This is a genomic window from Olleya sp. KJ81-1 (genome assembly GCF_055808135.1).
The window spans coordinates 281453-302224 of the sequence record NZ_CM147854.1 but is presented as its reverse complement, the minus strand read 5'-3'; the positions used below and the strand labels follow the sequence as shown (position 1 = coordinate 302224).

Here is a 20772-nt window from a genome sequence, read left to right as displayed (position 1 = left end):
ATCTCCAAATATATTTTAAAATGAAAAAAAGCTACAATTTTAAATTAAACAAAATTAGCATCCTACTGTTATTATTATCTTCTTCGCTATTTGCACAAGTTAACGACGAGAATTTTGATGGATTAACTCCCAACTTAAGAGGACTAGACTACACCACTAATGGTATTAGATTTCAACAGATAGCACCAAATGTAATTAGTCAAATGGCATCCTTATCGGAAGCTTCAACTTTTATCATTACTCCTACAAGTTCTGATTTAGGCTTACTTTTTAACATAGATAATTCTGGGACTATCTCTGGTCCTAATATTGGCGCTTTTGATTACAGAATTGGAAGTGCTGACGGTTCAGAATTCAAAATGGTATCAATGGAAGCTGATATGTCCGCAAATCCTGCAAGTAATGGTTATGCTTTTACAGCAACTGCTACAGGTTACATAGATGGAGTAAGTGTGGTAAGCGATATTATTGACTTCACAATTAGTGATAATAATGGTACCATAACATACACCAAAGACGCTATACCTGCTGCCAATGGTGGCACACTTACTTTTTCGGAAGCTTGGAGTAATATAGATGAAATTAGATTTACTGGTGGTAATTCTAGCTCAATATCCCTTTTGATGATTGACCAATTAAACTTTTCTCCGCCTAATACTTTAAGTATTGTTGATAATACTTTGGATTCAAATATTACTATTTTTCCAAATCCAACCAAGGACATCGTTACTATTGACTTTGCAGTAACTACTGTTTATAATATTAAAGTTCATAATATTTTAGGAGAATTAGTTTTCGAAAAGGATAATATTATGGATAATAAATATTCATTTCAATTAAATAAACCTACTGGTCTGTATATCATAAGTTTAATAACAGAAAATGAACAGTTACAACTTAAATTGATAAAAGAGTAATTTTCTTTTTAGTTAATCAAAAAAAGCGCGACCTCAAGTCGTGCTTTTTTATACCAATTTTAAACATTACTAAAATAGATTAACTTAGTATTTATCTAATTTAAAATTCCAATGTATGTCTCAAAATAAAAACAACATAGTTTTACTTTTAAGCTTAATACTATTAACCTGGTCCTGTGCCAATACCAAAAACGACACTTCTAATTGCTTAAACAGTGTAAAAGGTACATTGGTTAATAAGACTGGTTTAGATGGTTGTGGTTGGATGATTGCATTACAAGATGGTAAAACAGTAAATCCAACTAACCTAAATAGCTTTGATGTTAAATTAATAGATAATACTAAAATCACTTTTGGTTATAAAGAAAAAAACGACCTATTTGATACTTGTATGTCTGGTAAAATTATCGAAATAACATGTTTAACCATAGACTAGCTAGTAACGCTAAAACCTTGTTAAAACAGTATAAATAGTTTAAAAAAAACAACATTAATCTTACCTTTAAATAGTACTATTTTAAACATTAAAACTATTATTATGAAACAAATCCCCTTAAACGATGGTAATCAAATTCCACTAGTTGGATTTGGAACTTATAAATGTACAGAGCAAGAAGGTATAGCATCCGTATCTACTGCTTTATCTAAAGGCTATCGATTATTAGACACAGCTGCTATTTATGGAAATGAAGAAGCTGTTGGCAAAGGTATTAAAGCTAGTGGTATGGATAGAGAAGATATATATATTACCACAAAACTTTGGCGAGAAAATTTAGGCTATCAATCTGCTAAGGACCAATTTAATAAATCCTTGCAACGATTAAATGTAGACTATATTGATTTATACTTAATCCATTGGCCTGCTAACGCTAAAAACTACGATAATTGGCAACACGCTAATGCAGAAAGTTGGCGCGCAATGGAAGAATTACAAGCTGAAGGTAAAATTAAATCCATAGGAGTTAGTAATTTTTTTCAAGAACATTTGGAAGCGTTATTTAAAACTGCAAAGGTTATTCCTGCTGTTAATCAAATCGAGTTTCATCCTGGGTATTGGCAACAAGAATTAACTGAATATTGTCAATCTAAAAATATAACCGTTGAGTCATGGTCGCCTTTAGCACGAGGAAAAGTATTTGAAAATCAAACTTTAAAAGACATTGCCAAAACACATCAAAAATCGGTTTCGCAAATATGTCTACGTTGGATTATTCAACATAACGTGGTTATTATTCCTAAATCTAATTCGCCAGAAAGAATTGAAGAGAATATTAATATTTTTGATTTTGAACTGTCTGCGGACGAAATGAATCAAATAAACAACCTTCCAAAAATGGGGTTTAGTGGAGAGCTACCAAACCATTGGCCAGACAGAGTGTCACAGTAAAAAATGTTTTTTTGATTTAATAGTTAAGATATTGTATAGAAACCTTTAATTTTGAAAAAAATTAAATTCACCCCAAACCTACAATTAACAAAATCAAAATTATGAAACAAAATTACACTTTTACAACGCTATTAATCTGCTTAAGTTGGTTATGCTCTCAATCACTACATGCGCAATCAACTGAAGATTTTGAAACAGAAACAGCAGGATCCTCTACATTTACAGATAATTCTCAAGTATTTAGTATTTCTAGCAATACAGGCGAAAACTATAATGTTTTTTTGAATGGATATAACGATAATGGTACAACAGACACATGCAATAGTTGCGGATGGAGTGGCACAACTGCTGATAATAAATTTATAGATAATACTGGTGGCTCTAACAACAATGGAAACAATAACGGAAGTAGCTTTACTGTCACTAATACAAATGAATTTACGATTAAATCTTTATACCTATATTGTGCGACAACTAATATAAGTAACCATACTGGATCACTTACTATTATTGGTAAAAAAGGTGGTATTAATCAATTTACAATTACTAAAAACTCTGGATTTAATGATGTCAATAATTTTGGCGTAAATAATGGTTTTACTTTTATAGATTTCGCAACTGAAGGTAGCTCAGACTATACTCAGATTAACATCGACGAACTAGAATTTACGAGTACAGGCAATTTAGATTACATGGCTTTAGATGGATTTTCGTGGGCTCCTCCTGCAACGTTATCTATTCTAGAGGTTACATTATCGCCAAATATAAAAATTTACCCTAATCCCTCTTCGGATTATATTAAAGTAACAAACTTGCAGCAGCCTGAACACTATACAGTGTATGATATTTTAGGAAATAAAATTATTGAAGGTCAGTTAAAAAATAACTTACTAATTGACATTCAAAATTTTCAAGTAGGTTTATACTTCTTTCAACTAGAAAACGGAGGTATTACAAAATTTGTAAAAAATTAAAAATATACTTTAGTTTTACAGTAATTTAAAGCACAACCTAAGCGTTGTGCTTTTTTTATCTAAATGTGTTAAAAAACATTAGTTAAAAGTTAAATGGTTTTGTCTTCAGTTATTATAACTTATATTATTATAATGATGTTGATTAAACTAATTATCTTAACGCTAATGACAAACCAATTATACCCTAAAACCGTAATACCTGAATCTATAAAAAATGAAATCGAAACTGCTTTGTCTTTTTATCCAGAATTAAAAGACACTGCAATTAATTTTGAATTCAAAAAAAACATTAAAAAATCGACGATGCAAGCACAACCAACTGCTAGTAGTTTTTTAAAAAGAAAAGGACAACGATCTTATAATATTTTTATAAGTGAAACTGTAAAAATTTCTGGTGAAGTTTTATACACAGTAGATATGCCACAAGAGGTATTAATAGGGTGGATTGGTCATGAGCTAGGTCACGTTATGGATTACAAAAACCGAAGCAACCTCAACCTGATGTGGTTTGGTGTAAAGTATCTATTATCCGACAATCATATTGCAACTGCAGAACGTGCTGCTGACACTTATGCTGTACAATCAGGAATGGAACAATACATTTTAAAAACAAAGGACTTTATATTAAGTCAAGCAAATTTAGAGCAATCTTATATTGCACGAATTAAAAAATATTATTTATCTCCAGAAGAAATCATGGAAATTATAAATCAAAGGGATGCTAATCTTTCCGAGTCTTAATTTTTAGCAACAAATGCTTCCCAATCCTTAAACTTATCCTCTCCCATGACACGTTCCATTTTAACTTGACCTCCTTTTTTCTTATTAGCTCCACTCCATTCTGCAAAAACCTCTGGATTAATTACTTCTACTTTTACGCCTTCTAAGGCTTTACCTCTAGCAACTTTGTAGTTTTTATTAGCGTTTTTTAAAAACTCATCTAATGCGTCTACAATACTACTATTTGCTTGGTTTAAACCTTCAGAACCTAAATACCAACTATGGTAAAAACCATCCTCAAAACGTTTAGCACATAAAGTATATTCTGGGATTGTAGTGTTAAATTTTTCTTCTAAGTGCCTAATAGCATCATCCAATTTATTTACTGATAATTGCGATCCAACTGTATTTAAAAAAAACTTAGTACGACCAGTAATCTTGATTTCGGCACGCTCAACATCAGTAAACTCAATAGTATCTCCAATTAAATAACGCCATGCACCACTTACTGTACTAATAATAACTACATAATCTTGATCTAATTGCACGTCTTTTAAAGTCACACTTGGTGCTTCGTTTTTTAAAGATCCATCTGGATTAATATATTCTGGTTTAAATGGTACAAACTCAAAATAAATTCCGCCATCTGTAACCAATTGCATCGCATCAGTCTCTGGTCTAGCTTGAAATGCTAAAAAACCTTCTGAGGCTAAATAGGTATCAATCACAGTTACTGGTTTTCCTAATAATGCATTAAAACTTTTTTGGTAAGGCCCAAAAGCGACACCACCTGAGGTATACACTTGAAGGTTTGGCCAAACATCGTGAATGTTGTCTACTTTATGATAGTCGATAACCGTTTTTAACATCAGTTCCATCCAAGACGGAATTCCGCTTAAAGCGCCAATATCCCATTGTTTAGCTCGTTTTGCTATGGTCTCAACACGCTTATCCCAATCTTCAATTTTAGCTATATCTTCACCTGGTTTATAAAACCCTTTAAACCAAGATGGAATATTACTAGCTGTAATACCACTTATTTCTCCTTCTAAATGATCATCTTTTTCTTTTAAATCGGTAGAGCTTCCCAACATCATCGCTTCTTTACTAAAAAACTCGGCTGGTAAATCAAAATTACTTAATGCTGTGACTTGGTCTATTCCAGCTTGCTTAATTGCAGATAACATATCATCAGTCACAGGAATACGCTTACTAGTTTTTCCTGTGGTACCAGAACTTAATGCAAAATAAGACGGTTTTCCAGGCCAAGTGACATCCTCTAACCCTTCATGTAGTTTAGACCACCATTTGTCATTGATTTGATTGTAATCAAAATAAGGCACACTATTAGCAAAAGCAACTTCTGGATTATCTGCTTTGCTTATTTCTTCAAAGTCATACGCCTTACCAAACATGGTATCTTTAGCAGTACTCAATAAGTTTTGTAATACTCTTTGTTGTGCTTCTACAGGATTAACTTCCGGAGTTAATGCCTCCTTTATGTTTATGGCACCTTTAATAATGTTTCCTATAATTTCCATGCTAAATATTGTTGGTTATGATGGTATATTTTGAAGCAAATACCTTTACTAATTTTATAGTTTGAAAATAGAAATATTTAAGCACTTCTTTAGTGTCGTTATAGTAAAATTAACACTTAGATCTAATTGGCTACAACAACATAAAATTTTAAAACAATAAAAAAGCACAACCATTGGTTGTGCTTTTTTATAAAATATTTGCCTTAAAATCTATCTAGAATAATTAGGAGACTCTTTAGTAATGGTAACATCATGTGGATGACTTTCGTTGATACCTGAAGCGGTAATTTTGACAAAGCGTCCTGTGTCTTGTAAAGTGGCAACATCTTTTGCTCCACAATATCCCATTCCTGCTCTTAAACCACCTATAAATTGGTGTAAGCTTTCATATAATTCTCCCTTATAAGGTACACGTCCAACGATACCTTCTGGTACTAATTTTTTAATATCGTCCTCTACATCTTGGAAGTAACGGTCTTTACTACCTTGCTTCATAGCTTCAACAGATCCCATACCTCTATACGATTTAAACTTACGTCCTTCATATATAATAGTTTCACCTGGACTTTCTTTTGTTCCTGCTAGTAAGGATCCTAACATAACTGTATCTGCTCCTGCAGCTAATGCTTTAGGAATATCTCCTGTATATCTAATTCCTCCATCTGCAATTACTGGTACTCCACTTCCTTTTATTGCTGCTGCTACTTCTAGCACTGCACTAAATTGAGGGAAACCAACACCTGCCACAACACGAGTGGTACAAATAGAACCTGGTCCAATACCAACTTTTACTGCATCTGCTCCTGCTTCAACTAAATATTTAGCTGCTGCTCCTGTTGCTATATTACCAACTATAACGTCTAATTTTGGGAATTTTTTCTTAATTTCTTTTAACACATTTACCACACCTTTAGTGTGACCATGTGCAGTATCAATGACAATAGCATCGACACCTGCATTTACTAAAGCTTCGGCACGATCTACAGCATCTCCTGTTACACCTATAGCTGCTGCTACACGTAAACGACCAAAAGTATCTTTATTTGCTATTGGCTTTTGTGTTAACTTAGTAATATCTCTAAAAGTAATTAAGCCTTCTAACTTATCACCTTCGACAATTAAAAGCTTTTCAATTTTATGTTGTTGTAATATTTTTTCGGCATCTTTTAAAGACGTTCCAACAGGAGCTGTTACTAGATTATCGCTAGTCATTACCTCAACTATTGGTCTGTTTTTTTCATGCTCGAAACGTAAATCACGATTGGTTACAATTCCTTTTAATAAACCATTATCGTCTACTATAGGAATACCACCAATACCATGCTCTCGCATTGCATTATTAGCGTCTGCAACTACTGCAGTCATTGGTAACGTTACAGGATCTATAATCATACCACTTTCGGCACGTTTTACTTTACGTACTTTAGTAGCTTGCTGCTCTATAGTCATGTTTTTATGTAATACACCAATACCACCTTCTCTAGCCATAGCTATAGCCATTTGACTTTCTGTAACGGTATCCATAGCTGCAGAAACTATTGGTACGTTAATGGTAATGTTACGTGTAAATTTTGATTGAATGTTGACTTCGCGAGGAAGAACATCAGAAAAAGCAGGTACTAAAAGGACGTCGTCGTAAGTTAATCCTTCTCCTACTATTTTATTTTCGTGTGCTGTCATTGCAATTAGAATTAATTGCGAGTAAAGATACGTTTTATATATTAATCAAACTGCATAATTAACGGATTGTTGCTTAAAATTTAACCTCTAAGGTTGTATAAAAATTTCGGTTAGCCGAAGGAATGATTCCTGGTCCTGGATATCCTGTTGCACGTCTTGTATAATAAGCGTTATCCAAAAGGTTGTTTACTCCTGCTTCTAGCTTAAATTGTTTGTACTTGTACGACAAAGACACATCTAAGACATAGTATGAAGGAATCTCTCCAATGACACCACTTAAATTACCCTCAGTCGCATTAGTCGCATCTGTAAATTGAGAGGACAAATAGGTATATTGAATATTAGATAAAAAGTCTTTGTAACCTAATCTTACACCTGTTTTAAAGTTATAGTTTGGTATAAACTCCACCTTACTACCTTCTACTCCAAGCTCTTCAGATTTTGTATACTCTGAGTCTACATATGAAAAATTGACATAATAGTTAAGTATATAATCTTCGTTTTTTAGCAGCAGGTTTTCTAAATTAAATTCTACTAAACTCTCAATACCATACATCATGGCATCACCAACGTTTCCTCTTTCACTTTTAATATTTCCGTCTGCTAGTACACGTTGCACAAATCCTATTCTGTCATTATAAAATAAGCTAAACGCACTAACGTCGTACGATATATTGTTAGACCATTTACCTCTTACTCCTGCATCCACAGTAAACCCACTTTCGTCGTCAATATCTGGACTAATAATAAATGCTGGATTATTAATACTTATATCAGAAAATGTTACTGATCTGTAGTTTTGCGAAATATTTCCGTAAACCTCAAACGCAGTACTTGGTTTATAACTTGCACCTAAACCTAATAACACAAATGAGCGTTCCTTGGTTAAGTCATCTTCAATTTTTTCATTTAAAATAACATTACCTGCAGCATCTGTATTTATACGTCTAAAAAAACCATCACTTTGGGTGTTAATATATTCAAATCTAAAACCAGGAGTTATAGATAGCTTATCGTTTAAATACACAATGTTTTCTCCAAAAACAGCTAGATTTAAATTAGGATAAGTAAAGTTAGATTGGTTACTGTAATTTGGAAATGCATCATACTGAAAATCAAAATTGGGATCAGAACCATCACTTCCAGGACCTTGCTCAGAGGTATTTTCTGCTTTATAAAACTTAGCACCAAGTAAGCCAATGGACTTTTTATTAAACAAATTATAGTTGGTTAATACTCTGGTTTCAAAACCAAAATTATTAAATTCGCCTTTTATTAAATCTCTTTCTGTATTAGCATCAGGTTGATCCACACGGTTAGTCCTAAATCCTAAAGCATTTCTAGACGCATTTAATCCAAAAGCATTAAATGTAAAGTTTGTGTTTTCAGAAAACTTATGAGACAGTTTTAAATTATACAATAACCAATCTACCTGAAACCAGTTTCTAGAACGATTACTTTGGTATGGATCTGCTTCAAACTGATCATCGTTTAGTCCTCCACCTTGCTTAGCTAAGTATCTTAAATACGTTACCTCTCCTTCCAACTTGGTATTATCGTTAAATTGATAACCTAAATGCGTGTAAAAATTTTTAGATTCAAAATTAGAGTTTGGTCTAAACCCATCTCCTTTTTTGTAATTAAAAAAAGTGTAATAACTAAACTTACCTTTAGTACCACTTGCGCTAGTAAAGTTGGTGTATAGTCCATTACTTCCAACCGTGTTTCTAGTAATTAGCTCTAATGGTTTTTCTTTATTTGGAGTTTTCATTTTAAAATTAACCAAACCACCAAATTGTGTTCCGTATTGTAATGAGGCTGCACCTCTAACAATTTGTATTTCTTGTAAGGCCTCTGCAGTTGGTGTATAATAACTCTCAGGATAACCTAGTACATCTGCACTAATATCGTATCCATTTTGACGTGTATTAAAATTAGCTGTACGATTTGGATCCAAACCACGTCCACCAATATTTAACTGTAAACCTGCATCGTCATTTTGATAAATGTTTAAACCTGCTACTTGACTGTATAATTGTCTGGCATTATTAGCACCAAGATTAGCCATAGATTGGTCTATTAAAACCACTTCTGTCTTTTTTCCTGCGTAAATAGCAGTTTCTTCGACGTCTGCTAATTGTTTTAGGCTAAATAATTTTGCTTTTCTAACCGTAATTTCTACCTCAGATAGTGTTGTTTCGCTTAGAGGTAGTAATATAATTTTTAAGTTTTTAGCTTCGGTTGACGTCACTGTTTGCTCTAAAACTTGATATTCGTAATTAAAAAAGGTTAAATTAAGTGTTGCTTTTTCAGTTTCAAAATTAAAATTACCGTTAACGTCAGACTTGGTTATCAAACCCTTAACGGTATCATAAACGCCAACATCGCTTAGTGCCTCGCCATTTTGATTAGTAATTGTACCAGAAATTTGCTGTTGTGCTAACGTGCTAAAAGCAGATAACATCAATAATAGTAATAGGTTATAGTCCTTTAATTTCATCTGTAAATGGTAAAATCCAGTGTTTGTGTTTAAACGATTCTTTTTCTTGGTACAAATTTACGCTTTCGTCAATAAATAATTGGCTTAATCGTCCATTTAAAGCTACATAACTTTTAGCATATACTTGCACACCTTTATAACCTTGTTTAGAAAAATGATTGCCTAAGTAATGTGCATATTCTAAAATAAAATCAGGCTGAAAACTCATTTGTTTTTCCTGTAAAGGAGTTAAAAAATCGGCATTATTGACTAAAAACGCATTCCCTTGTTCGTCCTTAATTTTAAAGGTTGTGTTTCCCATTTTTTCCATTAACATGACTCGCCATGAGAAGCGATAACCTTCTTCTGTCCAAAACAATTCGCCTGGATACAACAGATATCTAAACGGAAGTAACAATTGCAACACAAAAAATAATCCTAGAATTGGTAGTACTAATTTACGATGCCTTATTGTGTAAACTGATTTAAATGTTATGGGTTGCGCTTTCGCGGAAATAAAGCCAAGCAGCGATTTTATTTTGTGTATTATTTTATGATGAAACGAGGCATCAAAAAAGATTAATGCACTTACTATCATTACAAACGGAAACATCCCAATAGGAAACAAAACACGTGTGAATACATGGAAAAATATGACCATTATAAAAGCTACAAATCGTGTACGTTTGTACAGTAAAAAAAACGGAATTAGTAAATCATATAACATACCTGACCAGCTCATAGCATAATGAAACCAATCTTGCTGCATAATAGTTTCGCCAATAATAGGTAAGTCGTATTTAGAGCGTAACCAAATTTTTAAGGGTTGGGCTTTTAATAACCAATCGCTGTTTATTTTGGCTAATCCTGCGTAAAAATAAACAATACCTAACAGTAGTTTTATAGCGTCTATACTCCATTTAGGAATACTTTTATAGCTAATTTTTGATGTATAGTTATCTAATGAAAAATAAGCATTAGCTGGTAAAAACAACATTAAAAAGCTAAGAATACTTATAAAATAGTAATGATTTAAATAGGTGGTTTTTTCGATTAACTCTATATAAGTAAAACTAATAAAAAAGGTAATTATGGCTAATCTGTATTTATAACCAATAGCGACAAATAAAGCTGACAAACCACATATTAAAAAAAGTAAATAGGTATACTCACCTAAGGATTTAACCCAATCAAATCCGTAATACTTAAAATGAAATTGAGGTTGTACATAAACCGTATCAATCCATCCTTTTAACCAATAACGAATCATGCCATAACACATCATTAATCCAAAACCAATCCTGAACACAGCCAAAGGAGCTGCATCTGTGGTTTTGTTTAAATATGTTTTTAGGTTTAATTCCATAATATAAAAAAAGGTTGACTCTTTTAAATCAACCTTTTATTTATTATTGTTACTTGATATTAATCTCCATCTGCATCAACATAATCTACGCTTACATTAAAAGCTTGTAACATATCTACTTTTAAAGATATAACTACTAATTGTAAGGCGTCATACGCTTCAGTCATTTTTACACTATCAACTTCAACTTGTGTTTTTAAATCCGCATTTAAATTTTGTATTTTTTGTCTAGCATCATCAATTCTTGTATTAATTAATGTTGCTAAATCTGTTCTGTCCAATGCTACTAAATACTTATAAAAACCTTCTCCAGTTGGAGTTGTACTAGATGCTTTACCATTAAAGATATTTTGTACATTATTCAAAGCTATAATTGCTAAATCTCTGGAGATTGTTCCATTATAAATAGCTTCTGCTTTGTCTGACAGTGACGTTGCAGAAAATACACCTGCAGGAATACCAAACTTATTAGCACGTAATCCTTTTTCGAAATAAAAAATATAGTCGTTTATAAATTTATTTACTGCACTTGATGCTGTATTTTCTGTACTGTTAATAAATACAGTTCTGTAATTTGTTGTCCAATCCGTTAACACGTTTTGTGTTAAGCTATTCATTTGTGCAATTAAATCTGTTAAGTATGTTACGTAGTTTGCATTTGTATACTTATTTAAAATGTCTGCATCTGTTGCTGCTATACCATGTAACATGTAGTCTACAGCAGGAAAACCTACTGCATCATTATTAGCAGCTGCTAATAAATCGTAGTTTCCGTTGGCGATATTAGCTTCAATGTCTGCTACTGTTGTAGGATAGACATTCATTTTAAAGTTATATTGTAATATTTCGGCTTGACCGATATTAAAAGGCTCTACTAATTGCCAATCTTTATATGCACTTACAAAAGCAGCTCTAATATTATCCAAATTAGCTTGGTTTGGCGTTGCTGTAAACGTATTATTTACATCAGATAACGTTTGTAAAGCTGATTTTAAATTTTGAATCCTTGGTATAATTATATTGTCTGCTAAGTTGGTTTGCATAGCAACTCTATTATAATTATCAGGCGAAGCACTAGTGCTGCTTCCTGTGTCATCAGACTCTGAACATGCTACTATTACTAACATAATAGCAAAGATGTAAACTAACTTTTTCATAATTAAAATTTTTCTTTTTCAGTGTGCAAAAATAAAACATAGCAGTAGTTTAAATAAACAACTGCTATAATAAATTATATATTTTATAAACTACTAGCTTGACCTGCAGTAAAATAAAACTGAGCAGCTATAGTATTAGAAATGGCATCTAATGAAGACGCTGTTACATCCCAAAATCCATCTCCTAACATTAACTGATCTAACATTTGTTGTACTTCGTCTTTAGTAAAGTATGGATCGTTTGTACCTGGTTGTCTTGTAAATTGTAAGCTATAAATAAATCCGTAAGCTTCTGACAATGCATGAAATGCTGATGCCTTATCTAAATCTAAATTAGCTTTACCTTGTTGTAAATAATAGATGGCTCTAATACCAATAACTGCAGATATTTTTCCTCTAATTACTTGTGCTTGTACATCACGTAATTCATAATCTTTAGCAACGATTGCTGCACGACCTAATTTAAATGCGTTATAGATATCTAATGCTATACCTTCAAAATCAGGATCTTCATTTACCTTAGCAACATATTCACTTAAAAATTTATCTGCTTCGTATACTGGTACAGCTGGATTGTCTTCATTACCATATAAGTAACCGTAAGCCTCATCCCATTTGTGCTCCATTGTAGTATAGTTATTTGTACCATCTAATACACCTGCCGAATTATTAGCTTTGTTATCAGCTTCGTCTAAAACAGATAGACTTAAATAATTATTTAACATTTGGTCTACCATCAATGCACCAATTACACCTTTTGCAAATGCTTGATTATACTCTAAACCTTTGTCATTTACATAACGTGTTGCTCCACCACCTATTTGCTGTAATTGTCCTGCAACTCCTGCTGTTGCTGTTGTTGACCAATTAGGGAATACTGTATTTACTTGTTCTTCAATAAAAAAATCAAAAGTCGCTTTGATGTTATTGGCATCTGTTGTGTTTGCTGAATAAAAATCTGTAGAGGCTGCAATTTTACTTCTTACGTTTTTATCTGATGCGTTTAAATTTGCGTCTGAAAAATCGTTAGCATCTTGCACGTGTGCAAACATGTTATCTAGAATAGCTTCTGTATTAGAAGGGTCTACCATACCTGAAACAATTTCTTGAGCCATTTGGATACGTGTTGTTTGACCACCAAAGCTAACTGTCGAGTTTCCATCTCTTTCAAACGTATACGTATCTGGAGCTGTTACATTATTAGTAAAAACCTGATTGTTGTCATCGTCACTGCTACAAGACGTTAGTGCTAACGTAGCAAATGCAGCTAATCCTAATGCGATTTTTTTCATTTTTTTGTGTTATATTAAGTTTAATTGTTATTTAGACTAATTACAAATAGATTTGCAATTTGACTGCAAAAATAAAAACGAAAAGCATTTCATGCAAGTTTATTTAGAATAAATTTAAATTAAAACCACGCAAAGCTATTAACAGTATGTAAATCAAAAAGTTACACCTGTTAAAGTTCTTTCATTTTTAATGAAAGTTAATGAGTTATAGTATGGTTAGTGGTAAGCTTTAAATATTTTAGAAGCCTCATTGTAAGCACTTTCAAAAGACATCGCATTTAAATTATTAACCTTTTTTGAAGTTAAATAGGATAACACTTTTTCGGTTGGCATATTACCTGTTAAATCGTCTTTAGCCATAGGACAGCCACCAAAACCTTGGATTGCACCATCAAAACGTTTACAGCCTGCTTTGTAAGCAGCGTCAATTTTTTCAAACCAAGAATCTGGTGTGGTATGTAGATGTGCACCAAACTCGATTTCCTTATAATGCGGAATTAAATTAGAGAAGAGGTACTCTATATTTTCTGGATTTGAGGTTCCGACAGTATCACTTAATGATAAAATTTTTACTCCCATTTTACTTAAACGCTCAGTCCACTCTCCTACTATTTCTACATTCCATGGATCTCCATAAGGATTACCAAATCCCATGGATATATAGACTACAACTTGTTTATTAGCTGCATCTGCTTGATTTAAAATATCCTGAAGTAATACGATTGATTGTGCTATAGTCTTATGCGTGTTACGCATTTGAAAATTTTCTGAGATAGAAAACGGATAACCTAAATAGTCTATTTCTGGGTGTTTGCAAGCGTCTGCTGCACCTCTAGAGTTTGCTATAATAGATAACAATTTACTACTAGTAGTACTTAAATCTAGTTTAGATAATACCTCTGCAGTATCCACCATTTGCGGAATTGCTTTTGGAGATACAAAGCTTCCAAAATCAATTGTATCAAAACCAACACGAAGCAACGATTGTATGTATTGCACTTTTTGATCTGTAGGTATAAACTGTTTAATGCCTTGCATGGCATCTCTTGGACATTCTATAACTTTTACTTGATTTGACATTTTAAAATTTAATTCTTCTATAAAAGTAGTTTAATTTTCTGAAAGGAATATAAAAATAGCTATTCCAATAAACACAACAATCTGTAACCACTTTAAAACCAACCCGATATTTTTACTCTGTTTTAAGTAATCCGAAATAAATCCTGCTAAAATTGCGATTAATGCAAAAACCATAAAAGACGTAGCCATAAACAATAGACCTAAAACATAAAACTGCGTGACCGTACTTATAGTTTTGCTAAATAAATAAGCAGGAAAAAAGGCCAAAAAGAAAATAGACACTTTAGGATTTAAGACATTCATGATAACACCTTGTTTAAACAATTGCATCATACTTTTTTTTGGAGCAGCATCATTACTTAAGCTCACAGTTGCATCACTTTTAAAAACTTTAAAAGCCAAGTATAGTAGGTATATTGCACCTAAGCTCTTGATTATAAAAAACAACGTATCACTTTCTTTTATAATAGCAGACACTCCAAAAGCAACTAAAGTAGTATGCACTAAACAACCAGAAATTAAACCACAAACGGTCGCTATACCATATTTACGTCCATTAGTAATGCTTTGCATTAAAACGTAAATATTATCAGGTCCTGGTGATAAAGCTAATGCTGTTGTGGCTAAAATAAATCCGAAAAGTATTTCGTAATTCATTTACCCTTTGTTTAAAATAGCTTTATTAATTTTTTTAATAAGACTTGGTCCTTCATAAATAAAACCTGTATAAATTTGGACTAAGTCCGCTCCTGCTTGAATCTTATCTAAAGCATCTTGTCCAGAATGGATACCTCCAACGCCAATAATTGGGAAGGCTTTATTGCTTTTATCTGCAAGGTATTTAATCACTTTAGTAGATTTATCTTTAACTGGTTGTCCGCTAACACCACCATTACCTATTTCGGCTAAGCGTTCTGCGGAAGCTTTTAAATTAGAGCGATCCACAGACGTATTACTTGCAATTACACCATCTAAATTAGTTTCGGCAATTAGCTCGATAATTTCATCTAATTGAATAGTATTTAAATCTGGTGCAATTTTAAGTAAGATTGGCTTTTGTTTTTCAAACGTGTTATTAGCTTTTTGCACAGTACTTATAAGCTCTAACAAATAGTCTTTATCGTTTAATTTAGCATGGCTACCCACATTTGGGCAACTTACATTAAGTACAAAATAATCTACGTAAGGATGTAAACCGTTAAAACACTCTAAATAATCTTTGGTATAATCCTCAGGCTTAGTTTGTGTATTTTTCCCAATATTACCACCAATAATAAGTTTTCCTTTATTTTTTTTAAGTTGAATAATAGCTTGTTCTAAACCTTCGTTATTAAAGCCCATTCTGTTAATAATCCCTTGATCGTCTTTTAGCCTAAACAGACGTTTTTTTGGATTACCAACCTGACCTTTTGGCGTAACAGTACCAACCTCTATAAAACCGAAACCAAAGTTTGCCAATTCATTATACAACACCGCATTTTTATCAAAACCTGCTGCTAATCCGACTGGGTTTTTAAAGGTTAAACCGAAAAGTTTTCGTTCTAATTTAAGATCTTCAATAGTATACAAACGTCTATACAATGACGCCATACCTGGAATCTTAGACGTTACTTTTACTAATGAAAATGTGAAATGATGGATTTTTTCAGGATCGAAACTAAAAAATAAAGGTCTTAGAAGGGATTTGTACATCTTAATAGGTTTGCACAAAAGTAATTCTAATTAAAAAAATGAGCAATTCAAAAGCTAAAAAACTTAATAATTGTAACTTTATACCCTGAATTAAAAGTTAAAGGAAAATGATTTCAAAAGAAGATATAATTAAAAGATTTGTAGGTTATGTAACTGTGGATACTGAGTCTGATCCAGCAAGCGACACAACACCTAGTACTGCTAAACAATGGGATTTAGCAAATGCATTAGTAGACGAGCTAAAAGCTATTGGTCTAGAAGATGTTACCATAGACAAGCACGCTTATATAATGGCAACTTTACCTAGTAATGTGGATCATGATGTGCCAACTCTTGGATTTATTTCTCATTTTGATACAACTCCAGATTTTACAGGTGCTAATGTAAAGCCTCAAATTATTGATAAATATGATGGAAAAGATATTGTTTTAAATGCAGCAGAAAACATTGTATTATCTCCTGATTATTTTGAAGACCTACTGTTATACAAAGGTCAAACATTAATTACAACAGACGGAACAACACTTTTAGGAGCAGATGATAAAGCTGGTATTACAGAGATTGTATCTGCAATGGAATATCTTGTTGCTAACCCACAAATCAAACACGGAAAAATTAGAGTTGGTTTTACACCTGATGAAGAAATTGGTCGTGGTGCACATAAATTTGATGTCGAAAAATTTGGTGCAGATTGGGCTTACACCATGGATGGTAGCCAAATTGGAGAATTAGAATACGAAAACTTTAATGCTGCAGGAGCAGTTGTAAAAGTAAAAGGAAAAATTGTACATCCAGGTTATGCTAAAGGTAAAATGGTTAACTCAATGTACATTGCTACAGAGTTTATCAACTCGTTGCCAAGATTAGAAACTCCGGAACATACTGAAGGTTACCAAGGATTTTTCCACCTGTACTCTATCTCTGGAGAAGTTGAAGAAACTGTTTTAGAATACATTATTAGAGATCACGATTTAGGTCATTTTGAAGCTAGAAAAGAAATGATGCAAAAACTAACCGATGAGCTTAATGAGCAATATGAAAGAGAAGTTGTGACTATTGAAATTAAAGATCAATATTTTAATATGAAAGAAAAAGTGGAACCTGTAATGCATATTGTTGATATTGCAGAAGAAGCTATGAAGCAATTAAATATCAAACCATTGATTAAAGCCATTCGTGGTGGTACAGACGGATCGCAATTAAGTTACATGGGCTTACCTTGTCCAAACATCTTTGCTGGAGGACATAATTTTCATGGACGTTATGAGTATGTTCCTGTGGAAAGTATGATAAAAGCAACAGAAGTGATTTGCAAGATTGCCGAAATTACTGCAGAACAAAACAAGTAAAATAAACAACTATGAAAAAGTTATTTCTTTTAACCTTTATTACGTTTAGTCTTATAGCCTGTAAAACGGATAAAACTAAAACAACAATAGATACCGTAAACCAAGCCATAAAGCAAGATAGCATTAAAGTTACCAAAGTAGCAGAATTTACAGGTCAACAAGTTACAGGTGTTACAGTAAGCGATTCTGGTCGTGTTTTTGTTAACTTTCCGCGTTGGAGACCTACAGTTAAACATTCTGTCACAGAAGTAATTGGCCAACAATCCATGGCTTATCCAAATCAAAAATGGAACAGTTGGACCACTGATGCTAAAATATCAGATTCTGTTTTTGTAGCTGTGCAATCTGTTGTAGCTTCTAAAAATCAACTGTTTGTAGTAGATACTAGAAATCCATTTTTTAAAGGTGTACTATCAAACCCAAAGCTGTTTGTATTTAATTTAGACAATAACAGTTTGCAAAAGGTCTACACCTTGACTGATGCCGTATTTTTTAAAGACTCTTACATAAATGATGTACGCATTGATAGAGAAAATAACATGGCTTATTTTACAGATTCTGGACATGCAGGTTTGTTAGTTTTAAATTTAGAAAGTGGATTATTTAAACGTGTATTAACAGACCACAGCTCTACAGCCTCTGAGACAGACCATCTAACTATTAATGGTACACAGTGGAAAAATACCGTTCATTCTGATGGTATAGCACTAAATCCATTAGATAATAAACTGTACTATCATGCTTTAACTGGCTATACTTTATATGCTATACCTACGACGTTATTGATTAATGGAAGTGATAAAGCTATTGAAGTTGGAGTAGAAACTATAGCCAAAACAGCTGCTCCTGACGGAATGATATTTGACAAATATGCCAATTTATATTACGCAGATTTAGAAAATAATGCTATTATAAAAAGAACTCCAGATGGTCAAACAACAACAGTAGTTGAAGGCGATTTAGTCCGTTGGGCAGATACTTTTAGTATTTTTAATAATGAGTTATATTACACTAATTCTAGGATAAACGAAATCACAGGACCAATACCTACCATGACGTTTCAAGTAAATAAAATAGCTTTAGAGGAGGAGTAAACTTATAATTTTCATTGTAACAATAAGCCAAAACAAATGTTTTGGCTTTTTGTTTTGTAACCCTTTGGTGTTCTAATAATTTAATATATTTTAGTTTAGATGGAAAATTATTTTTTTTCAAAATCAATTCGCTATAAACCAAATAATTAAATTAAAAAACCGAACCAATGAAAAAACATTTACTATTTTTTTGACCACTATTTTAAGTCTAAGTGGCTATTCACAAATCACTTTTAATAATGGCTACTACATAAATAATGCTAATCAAAAAATTATTTGCCAAATTAAAAATATTGACTGGAAAAATAATCCAACTGAATTTGAATATAGATTATCAGAAAATAGTGATTACCAAACAGCCTCAATAACAACAGTTAAGGAGTTTAATATTAATGACGACATAAAATACATACGAGCAAAAGTTGATATTGATAGATCTAGTAATAAACTTGAAAAATTAAGTAATAATAAAAGACCTATTTTTAAGGAAGAAGAACTTTTTTAAAAGTATTAGTTGAAGGAGAATTTATGTTATTTCAATATGTAGACAACAATCTATCACGATATTTTTACAGTAAAAATAATAGCGACATCGAGCAGTTAATTTACAAATCTTATAAATCTGATTACAATAAAGTTAATACAAACAATAGGTTTAGACAACAGTTATGGAATGATTTAAAATGTTCAACATTTGAATTAAGTGACATTGAAAATTTAAAATACAAAGAACAATCGTTAGTTAACTTTTTCGAAAAATATAACACGTGCAATAACTTAGAGTATAAAGTCTTTGATCAAAGTAAAAAGGATTTGTTTAATTTAAACATTAGACCTCAAGTAAGAAATACATCACTTGCTTTTCAACACGACAATACTGACAATAAAGACACTGACTTTGGTAGTAAAACAGGTTTTGCAATTGGATTAGAAGCAGAATTTATACTTCCTTACAACAAAAACAAATGGGCTGTTATAGTTGAGCCAACATACCAAAATTTTAATATAGAAAAAACCTCAAATGTAAGAGAAGTATCTGGAGGCATTTTAATCACTTCGATTAAATATAGTTCTATTGAAATTCCTTTAGGGCTAAGACATTATTTCTTTTTAAATAATGATTCTAAAATATTTTTAAACGCCTCATACGTTATTGATTTAGGGACAAATTCCATAATAGAATTTGAAAGAAAAGATGGCTCTAAATTATCACCTTTAGAGATTGAAACTAGACCAAATGCAGCTTTTGGATTAGGTTACAAACATAATGACAAATATAGTTTAGAAATAAGATACCAAACTAATAGACAGTTTTTTGGTAATGACCTTTCCTGGACTTCTGATTACAAATCAATAGCTGTAATTTTTGGATATACCATATTTTAAATAGCTATACAGTACAAAAGCAATATAAACCTAAGCTATAATTTTATAGCTTAGGTTTTTACAAAGCATTATCTTTAATGACTATTAATTTATAAGTTGTTTTTTTATCTTAAAACAGTTTAAATTAACTATATTTAATTATCAAAACAACACCTACACAAAACAATACTATTGACGCTTTAGAAGCAGACTATTTATATGTCAAAACCTCTCAGATACATGAAGCAGGTAATGGGTTATATACTGCTATAGATATATATAAAGATGAAATTATTTCTATTTTTAAAGGAGAAATTCTTGATGCATCAGAAGCAGCAAGCAGAGTACAACAAAACCTATATCGTTATTTTATTAATTTATTAGATGGTCGCATCATGGATAGTATGCATACCGACTGTTTTGCTAAATATGCAAACGATAGTAAAGGTAAAAACAATAGTCCATTAAAAAACAATGCTAAAATAGGTTTAGACGATGATGGCAATGTTTGTATTATAGCAACAAAACAGATTGTTTCTGGTGAAGAAATTTTTTGTGGTTATGGTAAGCAATACTGGAAAAAACACAGATAATTTAAAACGAGATAAAGTTTTATCATTAATTTTAAAATAAACATCTACAATTGATTTTTTCTAAGGACAAAAAAATTAAATTTGCA

Annotated in this window: 19 protein-coding genes; 10 read left to right on the top strand and 9 right to left on the bottom strand. The window is 31.9% G+C overall.

Going from position 1 to position 20772, the window contains the following annotated elements:
* Positions 1-20 precede the first annotated feature (20 nt).
* From AC0L3M_RS01415 to AC0L3M_RS01395, 5 genes are all read left to right on the top strand, one after another.
* Positions 21-917 carry a T9SS type A sorting domain-containing protein gene (locus tag AC0L3M_RS01415; protein ID WP_473431576.1) on the top strand — a complete coding sequence of 299 codons (897 nt, stop codon included), beginning with the start codon at positions 21-23 and terminating at the stop codon, positions 915-917.
* Positions 918-1032: 115 nt separating this feature from the next.
* Complete coding sequence (locus AC0L3M_RS01410; RefSeq protein ID WP_473431575.1) at positions 1033-1353, top strand: hypothetical protein; 321 nt, start codon at positions 1033-1035, stop codon at positions 1351-1353.
* A 102-nt stretch (positions 1354-1455) separates the two neighbouring features.
* Complete coding sequence (locus tag AC0L3M_RS01405; RefSeq protein WP_473431574.1) at positions 1456-2304, top strand: aldo/keto reductase; 849 nt, start codon at positions 1456-1458, stop codon at positions 2302-2304.
* 101 nt (positions 2305-2405) lie between these two features.
* On the top strand, positions 2406-3278 hold the full coding sequence (locus AC0L3M_RS01400) for a T9SS type A sorting domain-containing protein (RefSeq protein ID WP_473431573.1): 873 nt from the start codon (positions 2406-2408) through the stop codon (positions 3276-3278).
* Positions 3279-3443: 165 nt separating this feature from the next.
* Positions 3444-4019: a hypothetical protein gene (locus AC0L3M_RS01395; RefSeq protein WP_473431572.1), complete on the top strand. Its 576-nt coding sequence runs from the start codon at positions 3444-3446 to the stop codon at positions 4017-4019.
* Here AC0L3M_RS01395 and AC0L3M_RS01390 read toward each other — a convergent pair.
* The 9 genes from AC0L3M_RS01390 to AC0L3M_RS01350 form a co-directional block, all read right to left on the bottom strand.
* The gene (locus tag AC0L3M_RS01390) at positions 4016-5539 is read right to left on the bottom strand and encodes a GH3 family acyl-acid amido synthetase (RefSeq protein WP_473431571.1); all 1524 of its coding nucleotides are present in this window, start codon (positions 5537-5539) and stop codon (positions 4016-4018) included. The two genes, AC0L3M_RS01395 and AC0L3M_RS01390, sit on opposite strands and share 4 nt — an antisense overlap.
* A gap of 210 nt (positions 5540-5749) precedes the next feature.
* Positions 5750-7219, bottom strand: a complete 1470-nt coding sequence (gene guaB, locus AC0L3M_RS01385) for an IMP dehydrogenase (protein WP_473431570.1) — start codon at positions 7217-7219, stop codon at positions 5750-5752.
* A gap of 73 nt (positions 7220-7292) precedes the next feature.
* Complete coding sequence (locus AC0L3M_RS01380; protein WP_473431569.1) at positions 7293-9719, bottom strand: TonB-dependent receptor family protein; 2427 nt, start codon at positions 9717-9719, stop codon at positions 7293-7295.
* Entirely contained in the window at positions 9700-11064 is a 1365-nt protein-coding gene (locus AC0L3M_RS01375) for an HTTM domain-containing protein (protein ID WP_473431568.1), read from the bottom strand. Before AC0L3M_RS01375 ends, AC0L3M_RS01380 begins: the two co-directional genes overlap by 20 nt.
* Before the next feature lie 59 nt (positions 11065-11123).
* The gene (locus AC0L3M_RS01370) at positions 11124-12221 is read right to left on the bottom strand and encodes an imelysin family protein (protein WP_473431567.1); all 1098 of its coding nucleotides are present in this window, start codon (positions 12219-12221) and stop codon (positions 11124-11126) included.
* 83 nt (positions 12222-12304) lie between these two features.
* Positions 12305-13513 carry a DUF4856 domain-containing protein gene (locus tag AC0L3M_RS01365; RefSeq protein ID WP_473431566.1) on the bottom strand — a complete coding sequence of 403 codons (1209 nt, stop codon included), beginning with the start codon at positions 13511-13513 and terminating at the stop codon, positions 12305-12307.
* A gap of 216 nt (positions 13514-13729) precedes the next feature.
* Entirely contained in the window at positions 13730-14593 is an 864-nt protein-coding gene (locus AC0L3M_RS01360) for a hydroxymethylglutaryl-CoA lyase (RefSeq protein ID WP_342862138.1), read from the bottom strand.
* Positions 14594-14623: 30 nt separating this feature from the next.
* Entirely contained in the window at positions 14624-15250 is a 627-nt protein-coding gene (locus tag AC0L3M_RS01355; RefSeq protein ID WP_473431565.1) for a LysE family translocator, read from the bottom strand.
* On the bottom strand, positions 15251-16285 hold the full coding sequence (locus AC0L3M_RS01350; RefSeq protein WP_473431564.1) for a quinone-dependent dihydroorotate dehydrogenase: 1035 nt from the start codon (positions 16283-16285) through the stop codon (positions 15251-15253).
* A gap of 107 nt (positions 16286-16392) precedes the next feature.
* Between AC0L3M_RS01350 and pepT the strand changes: the two genes are divergently transcribed.
* From pepT to AC0L3M_RS01325, 5 genes are all read left to right on the top strand, one after another.
* Complete coding sequence (gene pepT, locus AC0L3M_RS01345) at positions 16393-17634, top strand: peptidase T (protein WP_473431563.1); 1242 nt, start codon at positions 16393-16395, stop codon at positions 17632-17634.
* 11 nt (positions 17635-17645) lie between these two features.
* Positions 17646-18728, top strand: a complete 1083-nt coding sequence (locus AC0L3M_RS01340; protein ID WP_473431562.1) for an SMP-30/gluconolactonase/LRE family protein — start codon at positions 17646-17648, stop codon at positions 18726-18728.
* 190 nt (positions 18729-18918) lie between these two features.
* Positions 18919-19233: a hypothetical protein gene (locus tag AC0L3M_RS01335; RefSeq protein WP_473431561.1), complete on the top strand. Its 315-nt coding sequence runs from the start codon at positions 18919-18921 to the stop codon at positions 19231-19233.
* A gap of 23 nt (positions 19234-19256) precedes the next feature.
* On the top strand, positions 19257-20114 hold the full coding sequence (locus tag AC0L3M_RS01330; protein WP_473431560.1) for an autotransporter outer membrane beta-barrel domain-containing protein: 858 nt from the start codon (positions 19257-19259) through the stop codon (positions 20112-20114).
* A 137-nt stretch (positions 20115-20251) separates the two neighbouring features.
* Positions 20252-20686, top strand: a complete 435-nt coding sequence (locus AC0L3M_RS01325; protein ID WP_473432523.1) for an SET domain-containing protein-lysine N-methyltransferase — start codon at positions 20252-20254, stop codon at positions 20684-20686.
* Positions 20687-20772: the final 86 nt, after the last annotated feature.